The sequence below is a fragment of the Bacteroides sp. A1C1 genome (assembly GCF_004328515.1).
In the GTDB taxonomy this organism is placed as follows: domain Bacteria; phylum Bacteroidota; class Bacteroidia; order Bacteroidales; family Bacteroidaceae; genus Bacteroides; species Bacteroides uniformis.
The window spans coordinates 1,824,339-1,843,379 of sequence record NZ_CP036491.1 but is presented as its reverse complement, the minus strand read 5'-3'; the positions used below and the strand labels follow the sequence as shown (position 1 = coordinate 1,843,379).

Genomic DNA, 19,041 nt, shown 5'->3' with positions numbered 1-19,041 from the left:
TAGTGAATGCCATTCAGTCGTATACTGAATAGGGTTCAGTTGTATATTGAATGCACTGCATTCTAACTGTGCTGATAATCAATAAATTATAAAACGGTGTTACGCCTTTGATAAATTACAACAAATAATGAATACATGAAAAATAAACTATCCTGGGGAATTGCCTTGTTGCCCTTTGTTCCTTCGGTTTGGATGCAAGGACAAGAACAGAAACAAGGAATAGGAAACAGGCGTCCTAACATTATTTTTATCATGAGTGATGACCATGCCCGACAAGCAATGAGTATATATGGACATCCCATAGGTAAAATAGCTCCTACTCCCCATATTGACCGTATTGGGCATGAAGGGGCGGTATTTCAGAATAATTACTGTTGCAATTCCATTTCCGGTCCCAGTCGTGCAGCCATACTGACTGGTAAGCATAGTCATAAGAATGGTTTTATGAGGAATGGAAATAAAGGATTTGACGGTTCGCAGCAGACACTGCCGAAGATATTGCAAGCAAACGGTTATGAAACAGCCATTATCGGCAAGTGGCATCTTGTTTCAAAGCCTACCGGGTTTGACCATTGGATGATTTTGAATGATCAGGGAGATTATTATAATCCGTATTTTATTACCGAGGGAGATACCACTCGGCATAAAGGATATGTAACTGACCTCATCACTCAATATTGTGAAGACTGGATGAGTGGGCGCGAGGATAAGAATAAACCTTTTTTCCTGATGATGCATCACAAAGCCATTCACCGTAATTGGGTGCCTGCCGAACGGCATTATCATTTGTACGAACACACGCAGTTCCCTTTACCCGACAATTATTATGATGCATACGAAGGACGTTATGCGGCACAAATGCAGAAGATGAATATATACCGTGATATGTACGAAGGTCACGACTTGAAGATGGTTGCGGGTATGAATAGCGACAGTCTGCTATTCGACCCGTGGCCTCATGCTTTTCTTGGTACGATGGAGCCGGATGAGCGCCGCCGTTTTATGGATGCCTATCGTGAACGGAACAATGAATTTTATTCGAAACAGCGTACTTTCAAAGAGGTGGTAGAATGGAAATATCAGCGTTATTTGCAGGATTATATGGCTTGTGTGGCAAGCGTGGACGAGAGTGTAGGAGAAATATTGGATTATTTGAAGCGTACCGGATTGGATAAAAATACGATTGTCGTTTATACTACAGACCAGGGGTTCTATCTGGGCGAGCACGGTTGGTTTGATAAACGTTTTATGTACGAGGAGTCTTTCGGTATGCCGATGGTAATGAGCTGGCCGGGACATATTAAGCCTGGAACGCAGGTAACAGGATTAACTCAAAATATTGATTTCGCTCCCACTTTTCTCGATATGTGTGGAATTGAGATTCCTGAAGACATGCAGGGAGTGTCATTTCGTCGGTTGGTAGAGGGAGAAAATACTCCACGAAACTGGAGGAAGTCACTTTACTATCACTATTATGAATTCCCCGGTTTTCATAGTGTCCGTGCACATTACGGTGTCAAGATGGAGCGCTATAAATTGATGCATTTTTATGTGGATGACAAGTGGGAACTTTATGATTTGAAGGAGGACCCGGCAGAAATGCATAATTTGTATGGTGAAAAAGGGATGGAGAAGGTTGCTGCAGAATTGAAAGCGGAACTTGCCCGCCTGCAGGAAGAATATGATGTTCCTGAATCTCTGTGTAAATAATGGTGCATATTTCGTGATGTATAAATGAATATTTAGAAATATAAATGTGGATAATATGATGAAAAGATTAAGTGGTCTGGTGCTGCTGTTGTGTTTGGCGAATTTCCTTTCTGCACAGGACATGCGTATGGATACTTATTGTAATCCTTTGAATATCGATTACACGTATATGATTTATAATTCGGATAAGAGTATCTCCTACCGTTCTGGTGCCGATCCTGCTGTGGTGGAGTTTCGGGGTGAATATTATATGTTTGTTACCCGTTCACACGGTTATTGGCGTTCCAGGGATTTGCTGAACTGGGAGTTTGTACGTCCGGGCAGGAACTGGTATCCGCAAGGGTGTAATGCTCCGGCGGCACATAATTACAAAGATTCGGTACTTTATGTGACCGGTGATCCTTCCGGTTCCATGAGTATCCTTTATACGGATAATCCGGCTTCAGGAAACTGGGAAGCTGTTCCGGCAATTTTGCATAATCTGCAAGATCCCGATTTGTTTATTGACGATGACGGTAAAGCGTATATGTTCTGGGGTTCTTCCAATGTGTATCCTATCAGGGGAATGGAACTGGACAAGAACCGGCGTTTCATCAAGAAGGGAGAAACGAAAGAACTCTTCAATTTGGATATGCCTAAACATGGCTGGGAACGTTTCGGTGAAAACCATACGGATACTGTATTGGGCGGATATATTGAGGGGCCTTGGCTGACGAAGCATAATGGGAAATACTATATGCAATACGGTGCTCCGGGAACGGAATTCAATGTCTATGCCGATGGTGTTTATGTGGCCGATTATCCGATAGGGCCTTATACTTACCAAAAGCATAATCCGGTGTCCTACAAGCCGGGTGGTTATATGAACGGTGCCGGACATGGAAGTACCGTGCTTGGTCCTGGGGGGCAGTATTGGCATTTTGCTTCGATGTCACTCTCTATCAATGTGAATTGGGAACGTCGCCTTTGTATGTTTCCGGCAGGGTTTGATAAAGATGGCATTATGTATGTAGATACCCGTTTCGGAGACTATCCCCGTTATGCACCTGCCGTACCGGGCAAGGCTGGACAGTTCCGTGGCTGGATGTTGCTCTCGTATGGCAAGCCGGTGACGGCTTTTACTACAAAAGACGAATTTAAGGCAGATGCCCTAACGGATGAACTGACTAAAACTTTTTGGCTTGCCGAGGCTAATGACGAACGGCAGTGGGTGATGATTGATTTAGAGAAACCTGCTGATGTGTATGCTGTTCAGATAAACTATCACGATTATCAAAGTAATATGTACGGTCGCTACGAAGGACTCCATCACCGTTATCTCATCGAAGGTTCTCTTGATGGTGAGAATTGGGATATATTGGTGGACCGTAAGGAAAGTTATAGGGATACTCCGAATGATTATGTTGAACTGGCATTACCCAAGTCTGCCCGTTATATCCGTTATAAAAATATAGATATACCGACACCGAATCTGGCTATATCTGAACTTCGCGTCTTTGGATTGGGTACGGGGAAGGCACCGCAACAACCCAAAAAGTTGGTACTTGACCGCCAAGCAGACCGTCGTGACATCTCCATCCGTTGGGAGGCTGTGAAAGGTGCACAAGGTTACAACATACTTTGGGGCATTGCACCGGACAAACTTTACAGCTCTTGGATGGTCTATGATAAGACTGATTTATTGATGAAAACCCTTACTGCTGATCAGGATTATTATTTTTGTGTGGAGGCTTTCAATGAAAATGGTGTATCTTTACGTTCGGAAGTTAAACATGTAAAATAAATAATAAGATGAAACGTATAATCGGCATCCTTTGTGGATTATTCTTTTTCTTGTTTTCGTTTGCACAAGAAACCTTTCAAAAGGAAACTTATATCTCTTCCCGTGGAGATACATTGTTGTATCGTTTGTTGCGTCCAGAGGTGATGAAACCTGATGAAAAGTATCCTTTGGTGCTTTTCCTGCATGGTGCCGGAGAGCGTGGCAATGATAATGAGAAACAATTGGTTCATGGTGGGCAGATGTGGCTTAATCCTGTAAACCGCGAAAAGTATCCGGCGTTTATTTTGGCTCCGCAGTGTCCTGAAACCGGATATTGGGCATATACGGAGCGCCCTTCATCTTTTGCTCCGGCAGATATGCCGTTGGAAGTGCCTGTTTCTCCTATTTTCCGTACGTTGAAAGAGTTGTTGGATTTCTATCTGGCCATGCCGCAGATAGACAAAGACCGTATCTATGTTATGGGACTTTCTATGGGAGGAATGGGTACATTTGACATGGCTGTCCGCTATCCGGAGATTTTTGCGGCAGCAATACCTATTTGTGGAACAGTGAATCCGGCACGGTTGAAGGCTGGCAAATCGGTCAAGTTCCGTATTTTTCATGGAGATGCGGATAATGTAGTAACTCCTGAAGGATCGCGTGCAGCATATCGGGCCTTGAAAGCTATTGGTGCCGATGTGGAATATATTGAATTTCCTGGTTGTAATCATGGTAGTTGGAATCCGGCTTTCAACTATCCTGATTTTATGGAGTGGCTGTTTAATCAGAAGAAAAAATGATGAGAATATTGTCTGTTATCGGAGCGCTCTTTTTAGGGGGCGCTTTTTTAACTTCTTGCACCACTTCCGGTCGGGTAAGTACTTTTGTGGTATTGCCGGATACGCAGACTTATCTGGAGCAATGTCCGGAGGTCTTCGATTCGCAAGTGGACTGGTTGGTTGCCAACCGTAAGAAAATAGATGCCGTGTTCCAAGTGGGAGATTTGACACAAGATAATTCTCCGGTGGAATGGGCATATATGCAGAAAGCTTTTCATCGTGTCAGCCAAGCAGGAATACCTTATTCTGTCGTATGGGGAAATCACGATATTGGCAGTAAACCCGGTAAGTTTTCGGACATACATAACACTGCAATGGCCAACAAGTATTTTCCTCTTTCCGGCTATAAGCGGAAGAGCTATTGGGGAGGTAGTGCAGATGGAAAGACATTGGATAACTATTTCATAAATTTCAGGTCGGGCGATACCGATTGGCTGGTCTTGAATCTGGAATTCGGGCCTTCTGATGAGGCTCTGCAATGGGCCGATTCCATAGTGGGTATTCATCCGGATAAGCTTGTCATATTGAATACACACGCCTATTTGTATTGTGACAGTACGTTGCATGACGGGAAAGACTGGTGGCGCCCTCAAGGATATGGCATCGGCAAAGAGTCTGGGCGCACAGTGAACGATGGTGCTGGAATCTGGGAGAAATTGCTTCTCAAACATCGCAATGTGATAGCTGTCTTTTGTGGGCATGTCTTGAAAAGCGGAGTCGGCACGCTGGTCTCTATAGGGAAAGAGGGAAATAAAGTGTATCAGATGCTGGCAAACTATCAGCGTGGTGTGGAAGGTAGTAGATTGGGAGGTGAAGGCTACTTACGTATTGTAACTTTTAACCGGAAGACAAGGGAGATAGATGTGAAAACCTATTCTACTTGGAATAAAGCCTACCACCCCTCCGAACATCATAACTTTAAGTTCAAAGAGGTGGACTTTGATAAATATCTACGCTGAAATTTTTCAGAAAATAGATTCCTGTGTCTGTGTGGTCAGCAGTTCCAAAGCCTTGATGCCCATAACGGAATTCCCTTTCTGGTTCAGTCTTGGGCTCCATACTGCGACTGAATAACGCAGTGGATAAACTGCAGCTATGCCGCCTCCTACACCACTTTTTCCAGGAAGGCCTACTAGATAAGAGAACTCTCCGGCTTCGTCATAAAAACCACATGTTTGCATGATGGCATTGATCCTTTTTACCTGAGAGGAGGTCAGAGTGATGTTTTCGAACGCAAAGGCTTGTTTATGGTTGGCGAAAGGTAAAAATGCCTTAGACAAATCATAACAGCTCATCTCTATGGAGCATTGCAGGAAATAGAAGCGGAGTACGCGTTCTATGTCATTGTTTATGTTATGATGATATTTCAACAGATTGGTAATTGCCGCATTCAGGTAGCCGTTTTCGCGTTCGGATAGGGCTACTTCTTCATTATAATCAATCTGGTTGTTTCTGCTGAGTGAACGGACAAAACGGATATATTCCTCTTTTGGATGCTTTAAATGGCTCAATAGAATGTCGGTCATCACAATGGCGCCGGCATTGATAAATGGATTTCGGGGAATACCTTTTTCTACCTCTAGTTGCACTAGCGAGTTGAAAGCAGTGCCCGAGGGTTCTTTACCCACTCTTTTCCATAGATTGTCTCCTTCAAGGCTTAGGCACATGGCAAGGGAAAATACTTTCGAAATACTTTGTATGGAGAAGCCGGTAGTAGCTTCTCCATGCATGAAGGTTTCGCCTTGTATGGTGTGAATGCACATTCCGAACTGGTCCGGATTGATTTTGGCGAGTGCCGGAATGTAATCAGCTTGCTTGCCAATAGTGGCATAAGGCTCTATTTCTTGATGAATACCTTTCAGTATTTTCTGATAATCCATATTATAGTTCTTTTATTTCTCTATATAGTCGCCATTGTCCCTAATGAGTTCTATCAGCTTTTCCACCGCCTCTTCTTCGGGAATGTTCTTTTCGATGCACTCCTTCTTCTTGTAGAGGCTGATTTTGCCTCGTCCGGCGCCTACATAGCCATAATCAGCATCGGCCATTTCTCCGGGACCGTTGACAATGCATCCCATGATTCCTATCTTGAGTCCTTTCAGATGGCCGGTGGCTGCCTTGATACGGGCAATGGTACTTTCCAGGTCGTAGAGGGTGCGTCCGCAGCCGGGACAAGAGATGTATTCGGTCTTGCTGGTACGTACACGTCCGGCTTGCAGGATACCGAAAGCAGTGGCATCCACTACTTTGCCGCTTATGGTTTCTCCTTGGTTGAAGAGAAGGATACCGTCGCACAGACCGTCGAAGATAAGTGCTCCCATGTCTGCAGCCGCTTTGATTTGCAGATTTTCCAGTTCGCTTTCTGCGTAGTGTTCAAAGAATACTACCGGGTTTTTCAGGTCTTCCTTCATCATTTGGTGTACCAGGGCGCGTTGTTCTCCCAATCGGTTGGGGTGATTGCTTTGTGAAACTAATACGACTTCCGGATGATACTTCAGGCAGGCGATGGCTTCGTCATTCAGCCCCATGTACGTGATGAAGAGGAATTTCAAAGAAGCGCCGCAGCTGCTTAGGAAAGGAAGCTGGTCTCCTTTGAAGGCGGGCCAGGCATTGTCCGGTTCCGTTCCGCCGTTACTGTGCTCCATCCAGACATCGGCATCGATGATGCATTGCATGCCTTCCGGAAGTTGCCGGGGGATGGAGCGCCCCGTATAGATATAGTCCGGCATGAATTGCGGGTTGAAGTCCATATCTCCGTCCAGGCGTGCAGCGATGACCACAGGCAGATTGTCTCCACCGATATGGTGTACGGCACCGGTCTTGCGGCGGGTGGGAGAGAGATAATTGAATTCCGGTACATCTGCTCCGGGGATGTAGGGGTGGTCGTGTCGTTGTACAATGTAATCCACCAGTTTGCGGGCTACGGGGATTTCTGCCTCCGGAGCTTCACTCAGGGAAACCCGGATAGTGTCACCCAAACCATCTGCCAGCAGGGCACCGATGCCCAGGGCTGACTTGATGCGCCCGTCTTCTCCGTCTCCGGCTTCCGTTACACCGAGATGCAGCGGGAATCGCATGCCTTCTTGTTCCATTACGGCTGCCAGCAAGCGCACTGTCTTTACCATGACCACTGTATTGGACGCCTTGATGGAAATGACTACATCCGTGAAATTCTCTTGCACGCAGATGCGCAGAAACTCCATACAAGATTCCACCATGCCTTCCGGTGTATCGCCATAGCGCGACATGATGCGGTCGGATAATGAACCGTGGTTCACGCCGATGCGGATGGCAGTATGGTTCTCCTTGCAGATATTAAGGAAGGGTACAAAGCGGTCGTGTATCTTCTGTAACTCTTGGGCATACTCTTCATCGGTATACTCCAGATGTTTGAAAGTACGTGCTGCATCCACATAGTTTCCCGGATTGATGCGGACTTTTTCTACATACTGTGCTGCTACGTCCGCTACCTTCGGGTTGAAGTGAATGTCGGCCACAAGCGGCACCATATATCCGTCTTGGCGTAGGCCTATGTTGATATTCATCAGGTTTTCAGCCTCTTTGATGCCTTGGGCCGTGAGGCGTACATACTCTCCTCCGGCGTCGACAATACGTTTGGCTTGCGCCACACTGGCTTCTGTGTCCTGCGTAGCGGTGTTCGTCATACTTTGTATGCGGATAGGATTGGAGCCGCCCATAGGGGTGGCTCCAATGTTTACTTCTGATGTTTCCCGTCGGGAATAGTTGAATAAATCCACGGTAATAAGTGATTAGCGTTTAGTGATAAATGATTAGTGATAAGGGATCAGTGACTACATATCATCTTACTAATCCCTTATCCCTAATCCCTCAATTAGTCTTGTATTCGTACTTCACCTCCTTCAAGTCCTCATTTGCCTTAACTATTTTCTTTTTCAGCCCTTCTTTATAGGTGGCGAATGTTTCAGCCAATGAGGAATCGCTCAGTGCCAGCATCTGTACGGCAAGGATGGCAGCGTTCATGGCGCCATTAATGGCAACGGTGGCTACCGGTATGCCCGGAGGCATCTGGATGATAGAGTAGAGGGCGTCTACGCCATCGAGTACAGACCCTTTTACGGGAACCCCGATTACCGGCAGTGTGGTATTGGCAGCAATGACGCCGGGCAGGGCGGCAGCCATACCGGCAGCGGCAATAATCACTTTAATGCCGCGTTGGCGGGCATTCTTGGCAAATTCCTCCACTGCTTCCGGTGTGCGGTGAGCAGAGAGAGCGTTCATTTCGAACGGTACATGCAGGTCATTGAGCAATTGCGCGGCCTTCTCCATAACGGGGAGGTCGGAAGTGCTGCCCATGATGATGCTAACGATTGGAGACATGAATCTTTAAATTATTAAAGGGTTAATTTTATAAGGGTTAGGGATTAACGATTAGGGGTTAGGGATTGCGCTATCATTCCGTCCGGTGCTAATCGCTAACCCCTAATCCTTTCATTTCATTCGTTTATCAGCGCTTTGTAGGCTTCGGCATCCAGCAGGCTGTCGAAGTCGGCATCAGCGGCGGGTTTGATTTTGATGAGCCAGCCTTCGCCGTACGGGTCCTGGTTTACCAGTTCCGGTTGGTCAGCAAGCGCTTCGTTCTGTTCCAGAATTTCTCCGCTTACGGGCAGGAAGAGGTCTGAAATGGTTTTTACTACTTCAATGGTGCCGAACACTTCGTTGGCGGCCAACGTTTCACCTTCGGTTGGGATGTCGACAAACACAATGTCGCCCAGTTGCTCTTGTGCGTAATCGGTAATACCTACATAGGCTACATCACCTTCCAGGCGAATCCATTCGTGTTCTTTGGTGTACTTTACATTAGTCGGGAAATTCATGATCATTAGTTTTTAAGGGTTGATACTATGTAAATTAAAAGTTGAAAATTAAAAATTAAACAAGGCTCTTAAAAAAGGAAGATTCGGAACAATATGTTGCTCAGCGGGTGGAGTACCAGCAACGAGCAAAGAAGCCCTACGGCAAAGCCTCCCATAACTTCGCCCAGGGTGTGGTGTCGTAGGATGATGCGGGCGGTGCCCAGCACGCCAGCCACCAGTATAAAGAGGCATAGCCACCATACGGGATTGTAGCTGAACAAGGCACTGAAAGCTACCAGTCCGCCAATTACGGCTCCGGCGCCTGCCATGTGTTCGCTCAGTTTCCATTTTAAGTTGACAATGACGCAGATTATCATCATTACCAGAGCGGAGAGTATGATGCCGGTCATATACCACGGGATATTGAGCCGGTGCATCATGAGCAGGCAGAATACATAGGAAGTGATGGTCAGAATAAAGGGAATGTATCTCTTTTTTCGTTCCACCAGTTCTTCCGGACTGAAACCGTTGATTTTGCGGAAGATGAAGATAGTCAGTGTAGGCATCAGGATGGTGAAGCAATACACCACGCCCAATACTATCAACTTGTACTGCAACGGCATGATGCGCAGGTACGAGAATATAAACAGAACCAGAAAAGCCAGGAAAGGGATGGAGAACGGTGTGAATACCGCCGAAATCACTTTCGCTGTTCTGATTAAAGTTTTATCTGCTATAATATGCTCTTCCACAACCTAATTTTATTTACGATTTGACTATTTACAATTTACTATTTGAATGCACTAATCTTTAAACCTTAATCCCTAATCGCTCATCCTTTTCTCTCATCTTCTCAGTCTTGCCACGGGGATATTCATCTGTTGGCGATACTTTGCCACCGTGCGGCGGGCTATGGGATAGCCTTTCTCCTTCAGCAGCTCGGTCAGTTCGTCATCGGTCAGAGGCTTTTTCTTGTCCTCGTTGTCAATGCACTCTTTGAGTATCTTGCGTATTTCGCGTACAGACATCTCTTCGCCGTCTTCGGTTGTGTAGCCGTCGTTGAAGAAGAACTTCAGCGGGTAGATGCCGTAGTTGGTCTGTACATACTTGCTGTTACTCACACGGGAGATGGTCGAGATGTCCAACCCGGTGCGTTCGGCAACATCTTTCAGAATCATGGGGCGGAGTAATGACTCGTCTCCTTCGAGGAAGAAAGGACGTTGCAGGTCTATGATGGCCTGCATGGTAGTCATCAGCGTATTCTGGCGTTGCTTCACGGCATCGATGAAACCTTGTGCGGCATCCATTTTTTGTTTGAGGAACATCATGGCTTCGCGGGATTCCTTAGACTGGTTGGCCCGGTTCTTGGTGTGTTCTTCCACCATCTCGGTGAAGTCGCGGCTCATGCGCAGTTCCGGCACGTTGCGGTTGTTCAGTGTCACGTTGATGGTACCGTCGTCATAAGTGTCTACCAGGAAGTCGGGCACAATCTGCTGCATGTTCTTGCCGATGGCTTCGCCGAGCGAGGCACCGGGACGGGGATTCAGCTTGCAGATTTCCTTAACGGCTTGTTGCAGGGTATCTTCGCTGATACCTAATTTCTGCATAATCTTGTCCCAATGCTTGCGGGTGAACTCTTCGTAGCACTGGGTAAGAATATCTTCTTCTATATAGTATTGTGGAGGCGAGGGCATGGGCCGTTGCGCTTTCTTACGTCGAATCTGGATGAGCAGGCACTCTTGTAGGGTGCGGGCGCCCAGACCGGCGGGGTCGAAGTCTTGTATAATCTTCAATACTTCTTCCAGCTCTTCGGGAGAAGCGTCGATACCGGCGTAGATGGCGAGTTCGTCGCTGATACTGTCCAGCGATTTGCGCAGCAGGCCATCGTCGTCCAGCGAGCCGATGAGATATTCGGCCAGTTCGCGCTGGTGCGGAGTCAAGTCCTGCTCGCCGAGCTGCTGGCGCAAGGTTTCATAGAAGGAGGTGGCGTCGGAGAAAGGAATTTCTTCTGCCTGCTCCCCTTTGCTGCGGTTGTTCTCCTGCAGCTTGTAGTCGGGGATATCGTCTTCGTTCAGATAATCGCTTAAAGAATCATAGCTAGTGTCTCCACCATCTTCTGAGCCGGTTTCCGCATCGGGTGTGTCGGGGTATTCGTCGCCAGGAGTATCCTCCTTACCCTCTTCCAGTGCCGGATTTTCCAGAAGTTCGGCACGTACGCGGTCCTCTAGTTCCACGGCGGGAAGTTCCAGCAGCTTTACCACCAGAATTTGTTGCGGCGACAGCGTTTGTATCTGCTGTTGCGCTTGGGTCTGTACTTGTCGGGAGCCTTGTGCCATATTTTTATAAATTATTCAATGCACTCATTGTGCATCTTCTTTCAGATATTTACCGCAAAAATAGTGAATAGTTCGATAACACGAAACCTCTCTGATGATATTTAACAAGAAAAGAGAAAACAAACTTTTGCCAATAGCTTGGCAAACTTTTGCCATGCCTATGGCAAGACTTTGCCAACGCGGTGGCAAAACTTTGCCAAAGGCTTGAAAAACGTTGGCAAAATAGTCTTCTGATTATGAACTATATAGATTAATCTCCTTTTTGTATTATCTTCTTTCAAAGATTATCTATATCTTTGTCCTATAACTACTAAAACAAGGAATGTTATGTTTGCTAAAGAAACGTATGTGCAGCGCAGGGCCCAGCTGAAAAAAACGATAGGCTCCGGAGTGTTACTGTTTTTGGGTAACGATGAACAAGGTTTGAACTATGAGGACAATACTTTCCGTTACCGCCAGGATTCCACTTTTCTCTACTATTTTGGCTTGTCGTTTGCCGGGCTGTCAGCTCTCATCGACATAGATGAAGATAAAGAAATCATTTTTGGCGATGAGCTGACCATCGACCATATTGTCTGGATGGGTACCCAGCCCACCCTTCACGAAAAGGCTTCTGCTGTGGGAATTTCCGAAACCCGTCCTTTTGCCGACATCGTCGGTTATCTGCACAAGGCTGTACAGAAGGGACAGACCATCCATTATTTGCCCCCTTATCGTGCCGAGCATAAGTTGAAACTGATGGACTGGCTGGGTGTTCCTCCGGCACGTCAGGAAGGGTCTGTACCGTTTATCCGTGCGGTGGTGGCACAGCGCAACTACAAGTCGGCAGAAGAAATAGCGGAAATAGAAAAGGCATGCGACGTGACTGCTGACATGCACATCACCGCAATGAAGGTGCTTCGTCCGGGCATGTACGAATACGAGGTTGTGGCCGAAATGAACCGTATCGCCGAGATGAACAACTGCGAGCTGTCTTTTGCCACGATTGCTACTGTCAACGGCCAGACCCTGCATAACCACTATCACGGCAACCGGGTGCAACCGGGAGACCTCTTCTTGATTGATGCCGGCGCCGAGCTGCCTTCGGGTTACTGTGGTGACATGTCGTCTACCGTGCCGGCGGACAAGACTTTTACTCCACGCCAGCGTGCCGTTTACGAAATCCAGAACGCCATGCATCTGGAGTCTGTTAAAGCGCTTCGCCCGGGCATTCCCTATATGAAGGTGTACGAGCTTTCCGCCCAAGTGATGGTGGAGGGGCTGAAAGAGCTGGGATTGATGAAGGGCAATGCCGAAGATGCCGTGCGCGAAGGGGCGCATGCCTTGTTTTATCCCCATGGACTGGGCCATATGATGGGGTTGGATGTGCACGATATGGAGAACCTGGGTGAGCTCTGGGTAGGCTATGACGGTCAGCCCAAGAGTACGCAGTTCGGCCGCAAGAGCCAGCGTCTTGCCATCCCTCTGGAACCGGGCTTTGTGCATACGGTTGAGCCGGGCATCTACTTCATCCCCGAGCTGATTGACTTATGGAAAGGAGAGAAGAAGTTCATGGACTTCATCAACTACGATAAGGTGGAAGAATACCGCAATTTCGGCGGCATCCGTAATGAGGAGGATTATCTGATTACCGAAACGGGAGCACGTCGCTTGGGCAAGAAAATTCCACTGACACCGGAAGAGGTGGAAGCGTTGCGTTGACAACCACATCCTTAATATACACAGAGAGCCGTTTGTCCCGATAATGCCGGTGGCAAGCGGCTCTCAAATTTAGGGGTCATACAGATTGTATTATGTATGGTTTATGCGTGCAGTTCCAGTACGAACCGTGCTCCCTTGTTGTAGCTGCTGTCTAGTGTCAAGCTGCCGTTCATCTTGGTGGCAATCAGTGAGCAGATGGGAAGTCCCAGACCGTCGCCTTGTGTCAGGTCTTTCACTTCGGTGAAGGGCTTGAAGATGTTTTCGCGCTGCTCTTCGGGAATGCCGCAACCGGTGTCGCTGATGATGAACTGGTGGGTGTGCGCACCGCGTTTCTTGAAGTCCAGCCATATTTTTCCTCCAGCAGGGGTGTACTCGGCGGCGTTTTCCAACAAATGCAGCAAGACGCGTTCCAGTTGCTCAGGGTTGATTTTCACATTCAATTTGGGGGCATTCACGGTCAGGGTGACATCTTCTTGTGTCATTCCTTTGATTTTGTCCATGATGCCTTCACAGAAAGTGGAGATATTCTTCTCCTGCACTTCGTAGGGTTCGGACAAGGTGGTTTCCAATTCGGACAGTTCCTGGATATGGTTGGAGAATGCATGCAGGGCTTTTACGCCCGGCAGTGAGGCGTCGAGCGTGTCCAGTGTCGGTTCCATTTGGGCGGAAATGTTCTGGATAAATTTGGTTTTCAGCTCATTGTGCTCATTGGCAATGCTGATGGCCTTCTTCTGTTTACGGGTGAGGATGATGAAACGCAGCAATACGATGGCGCCGAATACCAGTGCGGCGGCAAGGATGGCGGCGAGTATGCAAAGCCCGATGATGATGTACTGCTTGGCGCTTAGGGAATCATCTTTCTCCTGGATAGTGGCCAGGCTTTCATCGTATTTCTTCTTCAGGGCGTTCAGTTCCTCTTGGGCGGTAAGCGCCTTTACGGAGTCGGTCCATAGGATGTACTTGTCGTAGGTGCGTGCCACCAGTCCGGCATTGTTTGCTTTGCGGGCGATACTGATAAGAGTCTTGTAGCATTCGTCTACTTTGGCGTAGTTCTTCTGTTCCTTATATTGCCCTATCAGGCGGTTGGTAGCCGCATCACCTTGTGTGTTCATGCCGAAGGTGTAGTAATAGTTGGCCTGCGTATAAAGCAGGTCATTGCTCAGAGAGTCGTTGTGAGAGGCTTTGGCGGTCTCTTCCAGTTTGGTCAGCTGTTCCTTGGCACGTGCGGGATTTTTCAGGTTGATGTACATCTGCAGGCGTTCCTTGTTGATGCGGAAACGTAGGTTGGGCATGGCCTTGCCCGTTTTCTGTTCGCCGGTTGCCACCACTTGCTCGGCACCGCGCAGCAGTTCAAAAGCTTCTTTATAGTAATTCTCCCGATGGTAGAGGGCGCTGGCATTGACGCCGCATTCCACTGCCTGGGCATACTTGTCTTGCGTGGCAAAGGCATTGTAGGCTTGCAGGAATAGATAGCGGGCTTTGATATATTCTTTTTTCGTAAGATTTTCTTGTGCTTGTTTCATCAATTCGTCTGCACGGTTTTGCGCATGGAGTTGAGTAAAGATGCAGAAAGTCGCTAAAAGAAGTATCGAAATAATTTTTTTCATGTGTACGTTTGTTTTATTTGCTCACAAAGTTAGAATAAAAACTTAGTATTTGAAGCTACTGCCTCCTAAAAATTCTCTCAATAAGGATGTCGGTGGAATTTCTTTGTCCTGCACGGGGGTGAAATATTTGATGAATTTTAGCAACCGGTAGGCTTCTGCGTATTCCGGACAGTTCCGTGGAACACTGGTAAGGATGGGCTCTGCGTGGCAGCGGAGCACGGCGAATTCGAACAAGAGGGCAGAGTTGAACATAACGTCGGCATTTTCCTGATAGGGGAATATCCATTTGTCCTCGCCGGCACGTACACTGGGCCAGCGTGAAATGGTCTCTTGTGCCGAGTAGCCGCGGTAGTTGAAGTCGCGGATGATGCGGCGCAGCAGGCGGTTGTCCGTGGTGGGAATCCAGTTGTGGTCGTCCAGCGAGATGGTGGTCAGGGCAGATACATAAATCTTGTATTTGCTGGCGGCGGGAATCTGTGGTGTCAGTTCAGGGTTCAGGGCATGGATTCCTTCCAGGATGAGGATGGTATGCTCGTCGATGCGCAGCTTGTCTCCCTTGTACTCTTTCTTCCCGAGGTTGAAGTTGAAGCGGGGCAGCTCCACTTCTTCGCCCCGGAGCAATGCTTGTAATTGGGTGTTGAAGAGCTCAAGGTCGAGGGCATAGAGCGATTCGTAATCGTAATTGCCGTTCTCATCGCGCGGGGTGTCTTCACGGTCTACGAAGTAGTTGTCCAGCGAGATGGGGTAAGGACGCAGGCCGTTGGTCATCAGCTGCACGCTGAGGCGTTTGCTGAAAGTGGTTTTTCCGGAAGACGAGGGGCCGGAGATGAGCACGAGCTTCACCCGGTTTCCGTTTTCGCCGCGGTGGTAGATGTCATCGGCAATCTGGGCTATCTTTTTTTCCTGCAGGGCTTCGGCCACGTTGATGAGGTCGGTGGCATGGCCTTCCTCGCAAGCCATGTTGAAGTCGCCTACGTTGCCCAGTCCCATAATGTAGTTCCAGCGCAGGTGTTCCTTGAATACGTCGAGCATTTTCTCTTGTTTCACCACTTCTTCCAGGACATCGGGGTTTGCCCGGTTGGGGATGCGTAGCAGCAGGCCGTCGTAATACTTCACGATATCGAACAGCCAGATGTATCCGGTACTGGGCAACAGGTTGCCGTAGTAGTAGTCTACGGTGTCGCCCAGTGTGTAGTAATAGGTATATAGCGAGCCGGAAGTTTCCAGCAGCTTCACTTTGTCGTTCATGCCCCGTTCGTTGAAGATGCGTACAGCCTCGGTGGTGTGGCATTCTACACGGTGGTAGGGGATGTTCTCGGCAATGATTTCCTGCATCCGTTTCTTGATGGCTGCCACATCTTCCAGCTCTATGGGGCGGCCGATGCGCAGGTTGCAGAAGTAACCTTTGGATACCGGATGCTCTACGAACAGTTTTCCTTCCGGAAACAGCTCGCTGACAGCTTTGTAAAGAATGAAGCAGAGGGAACGGACATAGGTGCGCATACCTGAGGAGTCACGTATGTCGAGAAATTCTACATCCTTATTGTTGTATACACGGAAATTCAGCCCTTCGGAACGGTTGTTGACCTTTGCACTGACTACCTGATAGGGGAAATTTAGATTAAAACCGTAATAAATATCCAAAAGTGAGCTCCCTATAGGGAATTCTTTAGAAATATTATTATTTTTGCAACAAATTTGTAACATGTGTTTCATGATGTCTCGTTTTTAGTGGGTTGACACGTTAAATATAGGACATTATAACACGTGAAGGAATGAAACACCTTAAATAATTAAAGATGGAATATTCTTTTTATGATTTTTTAAAGCTACTCGGCTCATTGGCACTGTTTCTTTACGGAATGAAGATTATGAGTGAGGGGCTTCAAAAATTTGCCGGTGACAGACTGCGGAAGATATTGACCGCAATGACAACCAACAGAGTGACCGGTATGTTGACGGGCGTGCTGATTACAGCACTTGTACAATCTTCCTCTGCAACCACGGTGATGGTTGTAAGTTTTGTCAATGCGGGGTTGTTAACGCTTTCACAGTCCATAGGTGTCATAATGGGTGCTAATATCGGTACGACTGTTACGGCATGGATTATTTCAGCTTTAGGTTTCAAGGTGGACATTGCCGCCTTTGCTCTTCCTCTTCTTGCTTTCGGCATTCCTCTCCTCTTCTCTCAAAAAAGTAACCGCAAGTCTGTCGGTGAATTTATTTTCGGTTTCTCATTCTTGTTCATGGGGCTTTCCTATTTGAAAAACAATGCTCCTGACTTGAGCCAAAATCCTGATATGCTGTCATTTGTGCAGGACTATACCGACATGGGCTTTATCTCCATACTCCTTTTTGTGGGTATCGGTACGGTGTTGACCATGATTGTGCAGGCATCTGCGGCAACTATGGCCATTACGCTTATTATGTGCGCCAACGGCTGGATTAGTTTCGAATTGGGGGCAGCACTGGTTTTGGGAGAGAATATCGGTACAACCATCACGGCAAACCTTGCGGCGCTGACCGGTAATACGCAGGCGAGGAGGGCTGCTTTGGCTCATTTGGTATTCAATGTGTTCGGTGTGATATGGGTGTTGTGTCTTTTCACCCCCTTTACCGAGGCTGTGTCATGGTTCGTGGAGAACGTGATGGGTACTAAAGATCCGGCTGTGGCCGTATCCTTCAAGCTTTCGGCATTCCATACTTGCTTCAATATCTGCAACGTGCTGATATTGATATGGTTCGTGAAGTTTATCGAACGTACGGTCTGTGCCATTATTCCAATGAAGGAGCAGGACGAGGAATATCGCTTGCGTTTTATCTCGGGCGGTATGCTTTCTACGGCAGAGCTGTCCATCCTGCAGGCAAGCAAGGAAATACATCTTTTTGCCGAACGTACCCGCCGTATGTTCGGAATGGTGCAGGACTTGCTGCATACGGAGAAGGATGATGATTTCAACAAAGTGTTCAGCCGTGTGGAGAAGTACGAGAATATCAGTGACAGCATGGAGCTGGAGATTGCCAATTATCTGAATCAAGTGTCCGAAGGGCGCCTGAGTTCGGAAAGTAAGTTGCAAATACGTGCCATGCTGCGTGAAGTGACGGAGATAGAGAGCATCGGCGACAGCTGCTATAACCTGGCACGTACCATCAACCGCAAGCGCCAGACCAATCAGGATTTCACCGAGAAGCAGTACGAGCATATCCATTTCATGATGAAGCTGACGGATGATGCCTTGGAGCAGATGATTGTCGTGGTGGAACATCCGGAGCATGCAGGCGCGGATGTGAACAAGTCCTTTAATTTGGAGAACGAAATCAATAATTACCGCAATCAGCTGAAGAACCAGAATATCTTGGATGTGAACAACAAAGAATATGATTACCAGATGGGTGTTTACTATATGGACATCATTGCGGAATGTGAAAAGCTGGGCGACTATGTGGTGAATGTAGTGGAAGCCAGCAGCGATATAAAAGAAAAGAAAGCGTCTTAGGACGCTTTCTCAAATTCTTCTTTGCCTACTCCGCACAAGGGGCAAACCCAATCTTCGGGAAGGTCTTCGAAAGATGTTCCCGGTTCTATTCCATTTTCAGGGTCGCCTAATTCAGGGTCATAGACATAATCGCATACAGTGCAAATGTACTTTTCCATAAATTTCTTTTTTAGGTTTATTCTTCTATAATAACGTTTAAAAGCCCTTTTTGTTTTATTGTTGAACAAAATAGTCTATTTTTGTTTCTTATTAAAACAACATTTATGAAAATGGCCGACAATCTGTTCTGGGCGATTATGCGGGATGCCATAGAGAATGCCGGCTGTTCCAAATCGGTGTTTCTGGCGAATATGAGCCATGAAGTCTGTACTCCGTTGAACGTAATTGTCGGATTCTCGGAATTGCTGGCCTCTGCATCGACGGGCGAGGAGGAGATACTGTTACTGGAAATTGTGCAAAGTTATTTCTACGTAAAAGACACGGGAACCGGTATTCCTTAGGAGAAGTTGCCACATGTTTTTGAACGTTTCGTCAAGCTGAAGCAGGGAAAGGAAGGTACCGGACTGGGGCTCTCCATTTGCCAGACCATTGTCCGCAAATTGAGGGAGGCGAAATAGGCGTGGAATCGGAAGAAGGGGCAGGTTCGACTTTCTGGTTCACATTGCCGTGGGAGCCTGTAACCGGACCGAAACTGGTAAGGGAAAAAGAGAATCGATGACAGTCAATTAATCACTAATCATTATATAGGTATTGT

General features: G+C 47.3%; 15 protein-coding genes and 1 pseudogene. 7 read left to right on the top strand and 9 right to left on the bottom strand.

The features are described 5' to 3' along the window. The first annotated feature begins 135 nt into the window (after positions 1-135). Genes EYA81_RS07575 through EYA81_RS07560 form a run of 4 tightly spaced genes read left to right on the top strand, consistent with a single transcriptional unit; the run spans position 136 to position 5,270 of the window. Positions 136-1,710: a sulfatase gene (locus tag EYA81_RS07575; RefSeq protein ID WP_117600178.1), complete on the top strand. Its 1,575-nt coding sequence runs from the start codon at positions 136-138 to the stop codon at positions 1,708-1,710. A 58-nt stretch (positions 1,711-1,768) separates the two neighbouring features. After that, positions 1,769-3,493: a family 43 glycosylhydrolase gene (locus EYA81_RS07570; protein ID WP_131226425.1), complete on the top strand. Its 1,725-nt coding sequence runs from the start codon at positions 1,769-1,771 to the stop codon at positions 3,491-3,493. An 8-nt stretch (positions 3,494-3,501) separates the two neighbouring features. Continuing rightward, complete coding sequence (locus EYA81_RS07565; protein WP_005834487.1) at positions 3,502-4,272, top strand: prolyl oligopeptidase family serine peptidase; 771 nt, start codon at positions 3,502-3,504, stop codon at positions 4,270-4,272. Next, on the top strand, positions 4,269-5,270 hold the full coding sequence (locus EYA81_RS07560; RefSeq protein ID WP_005834489.1) for a metallophosphoesterase: 1,002 nt from the start codon (positions 4,269-4,271) through the stop codon (positions 5,268-5,270). Before EYA81_RS07565 ends, EYA81_RS07560 begins: the two co-directional genes overlap by 4 nt. 6 nt (positions 5,271-5,276) lie before the next feature. On the opposite strand, the gene EYA81_RS07555 is transcribed toward EYA81_RS07560, so the two are convergent. The 6 genes from EYA81_RS07555 to rpoN all read right to left on the bottom strand — a co-directional run bounded on the left by EYA81_RS07555 (position 5,277) and on the right by rpoN (position 11,482). Continuing rightward, the gene (locus EYA81_RS07555) at positions 5,277-6,191 is read right to left on the bottom strand and encodes a glutaminase (RefSeq protein ID WP_005834492.1); all 915 of its coding nucleotides are present in this window, start codon (positions 6,189-6,191) and stop codon (positions 5,277-5,279) included. Between the two features lie 12 nt (positions 6,192-6,203). After that, positions 6,204-8,069, bottom strand: a complete 1,866-nt coding sequence (locus tag EYA81_RS07550) for a 4-hydroxy-3-methylbut-2-en-1-yl diphosphate synthase (protein WP_117964677.1) — start codon at positions 8,067-8,069, stop codon at positions 6,204-6,206. A gap of 91 nt (positions 8,070-8,160) precedes the next feature. After that, a complete protein-coding gene (gene purE / locus EYA81_RS07545; RefSeq protein WP_117879154.1) occupies positions 8,161-8,670 on the bottom strand; it encodes a 5-(carboxyamino)imidazole ribonucleotide mutase in 510 nt (169 codons plus the stop codon). A 116-nt stretch (positions 8,671-8,786) separates the two neighbouring features. Continuing rightward, a complete protein-coding gene (gcvH, locus tag EYA81_RS07540) occupies positions 8,787-9,167 on the bottom strand; it encodes a glycine cleavage system protein GcvH (RefSeq protein WP_117600283.1) in 381 nt (126 codons plus the stop codon). 68 nt (positions 9,168-9,235) lie between these two features. Continuing rightward, a complete protein-coding gene (locus EYA81_RS07535; protein ID WP_131225577.1) occupies positions 9,236-9,898 on the bottom strand; it encodes a phosphatase PAP2 family protein in 663 nt (220 codons plus the stop codon). A gap of 93 nt (positions 9,899-9,991) precedes the next feature. Beyond that, a complete protein-coding gene (gene rpoN / locus EYA81_RS07530; RefSeq protein WP_131225576.1) occupies positions 9,992-11,482 on the bottom strand; it encodes an RNA polymerase factor sigma-54 in 1,491 nt (496 codons plus the stop codon). A gap of 327 nt (positions 11,483-11,809) precedes the next feature. Here rpoN and EYA81_RS07525 point away from each other — a divergent pair, with 327 nt between their 5' ends. Then, positions 11,810-13,183 (top strand): aminopeptidase P family protein, encoded by a 1,374-nt coding sequence (locus tag EYA81_RS07525; protein WP_005830557.1) that lies wholly within the window; start codon positions 11,810-11,812, stop codon positions 13,181-13,183. 101 nt (positions 13,184-13,284) lie between these two features. Here EYA81_RS07525 and EYA81_RS07520 read toward each other — a convergent pair whose 3' ends face one another. Continuing rightward, on the bottom strand, positions 13,285-14,790 hold the full coding sequence (locus EYA81_RS07520) for a HAMP domain-containing sensor histidine kinase (RefSeq protein ID WP_005830555.1): 1,506 nt from the start codon (positions 14,788-14,790) through the stop codon (positions 13,285-13,287). Positions 14,791-14,832: 42 nt separating this feature from the next. Next, positions 14,833-16,506 (bottom strand): nucleoside kinase, encoded by a 1,674-nt coding sequence (locus EYA81_RS07515; RefSeq protein ID WP_005830553.1) that lies wholly within the window; start codon positions 16,504-16,506, stop codon positions 14,833-14,835. A gap of 83 nt (positions 16,507-16,589) precedes the next feature. Between EYA81_RS07515 and EYA81_RS07510 the strand changes: the two genes are divergently transcribed. Beyond that, positions 16,590-18,287 (top strand): Na/Pi cotransporter family protein, encoded by a 1,698-nt coding sequence (locus EYA81_RS07510; protein WP_005830551.1) that lies wholly within the window; start codon positions 16,590-16,592, stop codon positions 18,285-18,287. On the opposite strand, the gene rd is transcribed toward EYA81_RS07510, so the two are convergent. Beyond that, complete coding sequence (rd, locus tag EYA81_RS07505; RefSeq protein WP_005830549.1) at positions 18,284-18,445, bottom strand: rubredoxin; 162 nt, start codon at positions 18,443-18,445, stop codon at positions 18,284-18,286. The genes EYA81_RS07510 and rd overlap by 4 nt on opposite strands. Positions 18,446-18,586: 141 nt before the next feature. Between rd and EYA81_RS07500 the strand changes: the two are divergent. Beyond that, positions 18,587-19,005 (top strand): annotated as a pseudogene (locus tag EYA81_RS07500) (sensor histidine kinase); the annotation flags it as partial. Positions 19,006-19,041 lie beyond the last annotated feature (36 nt).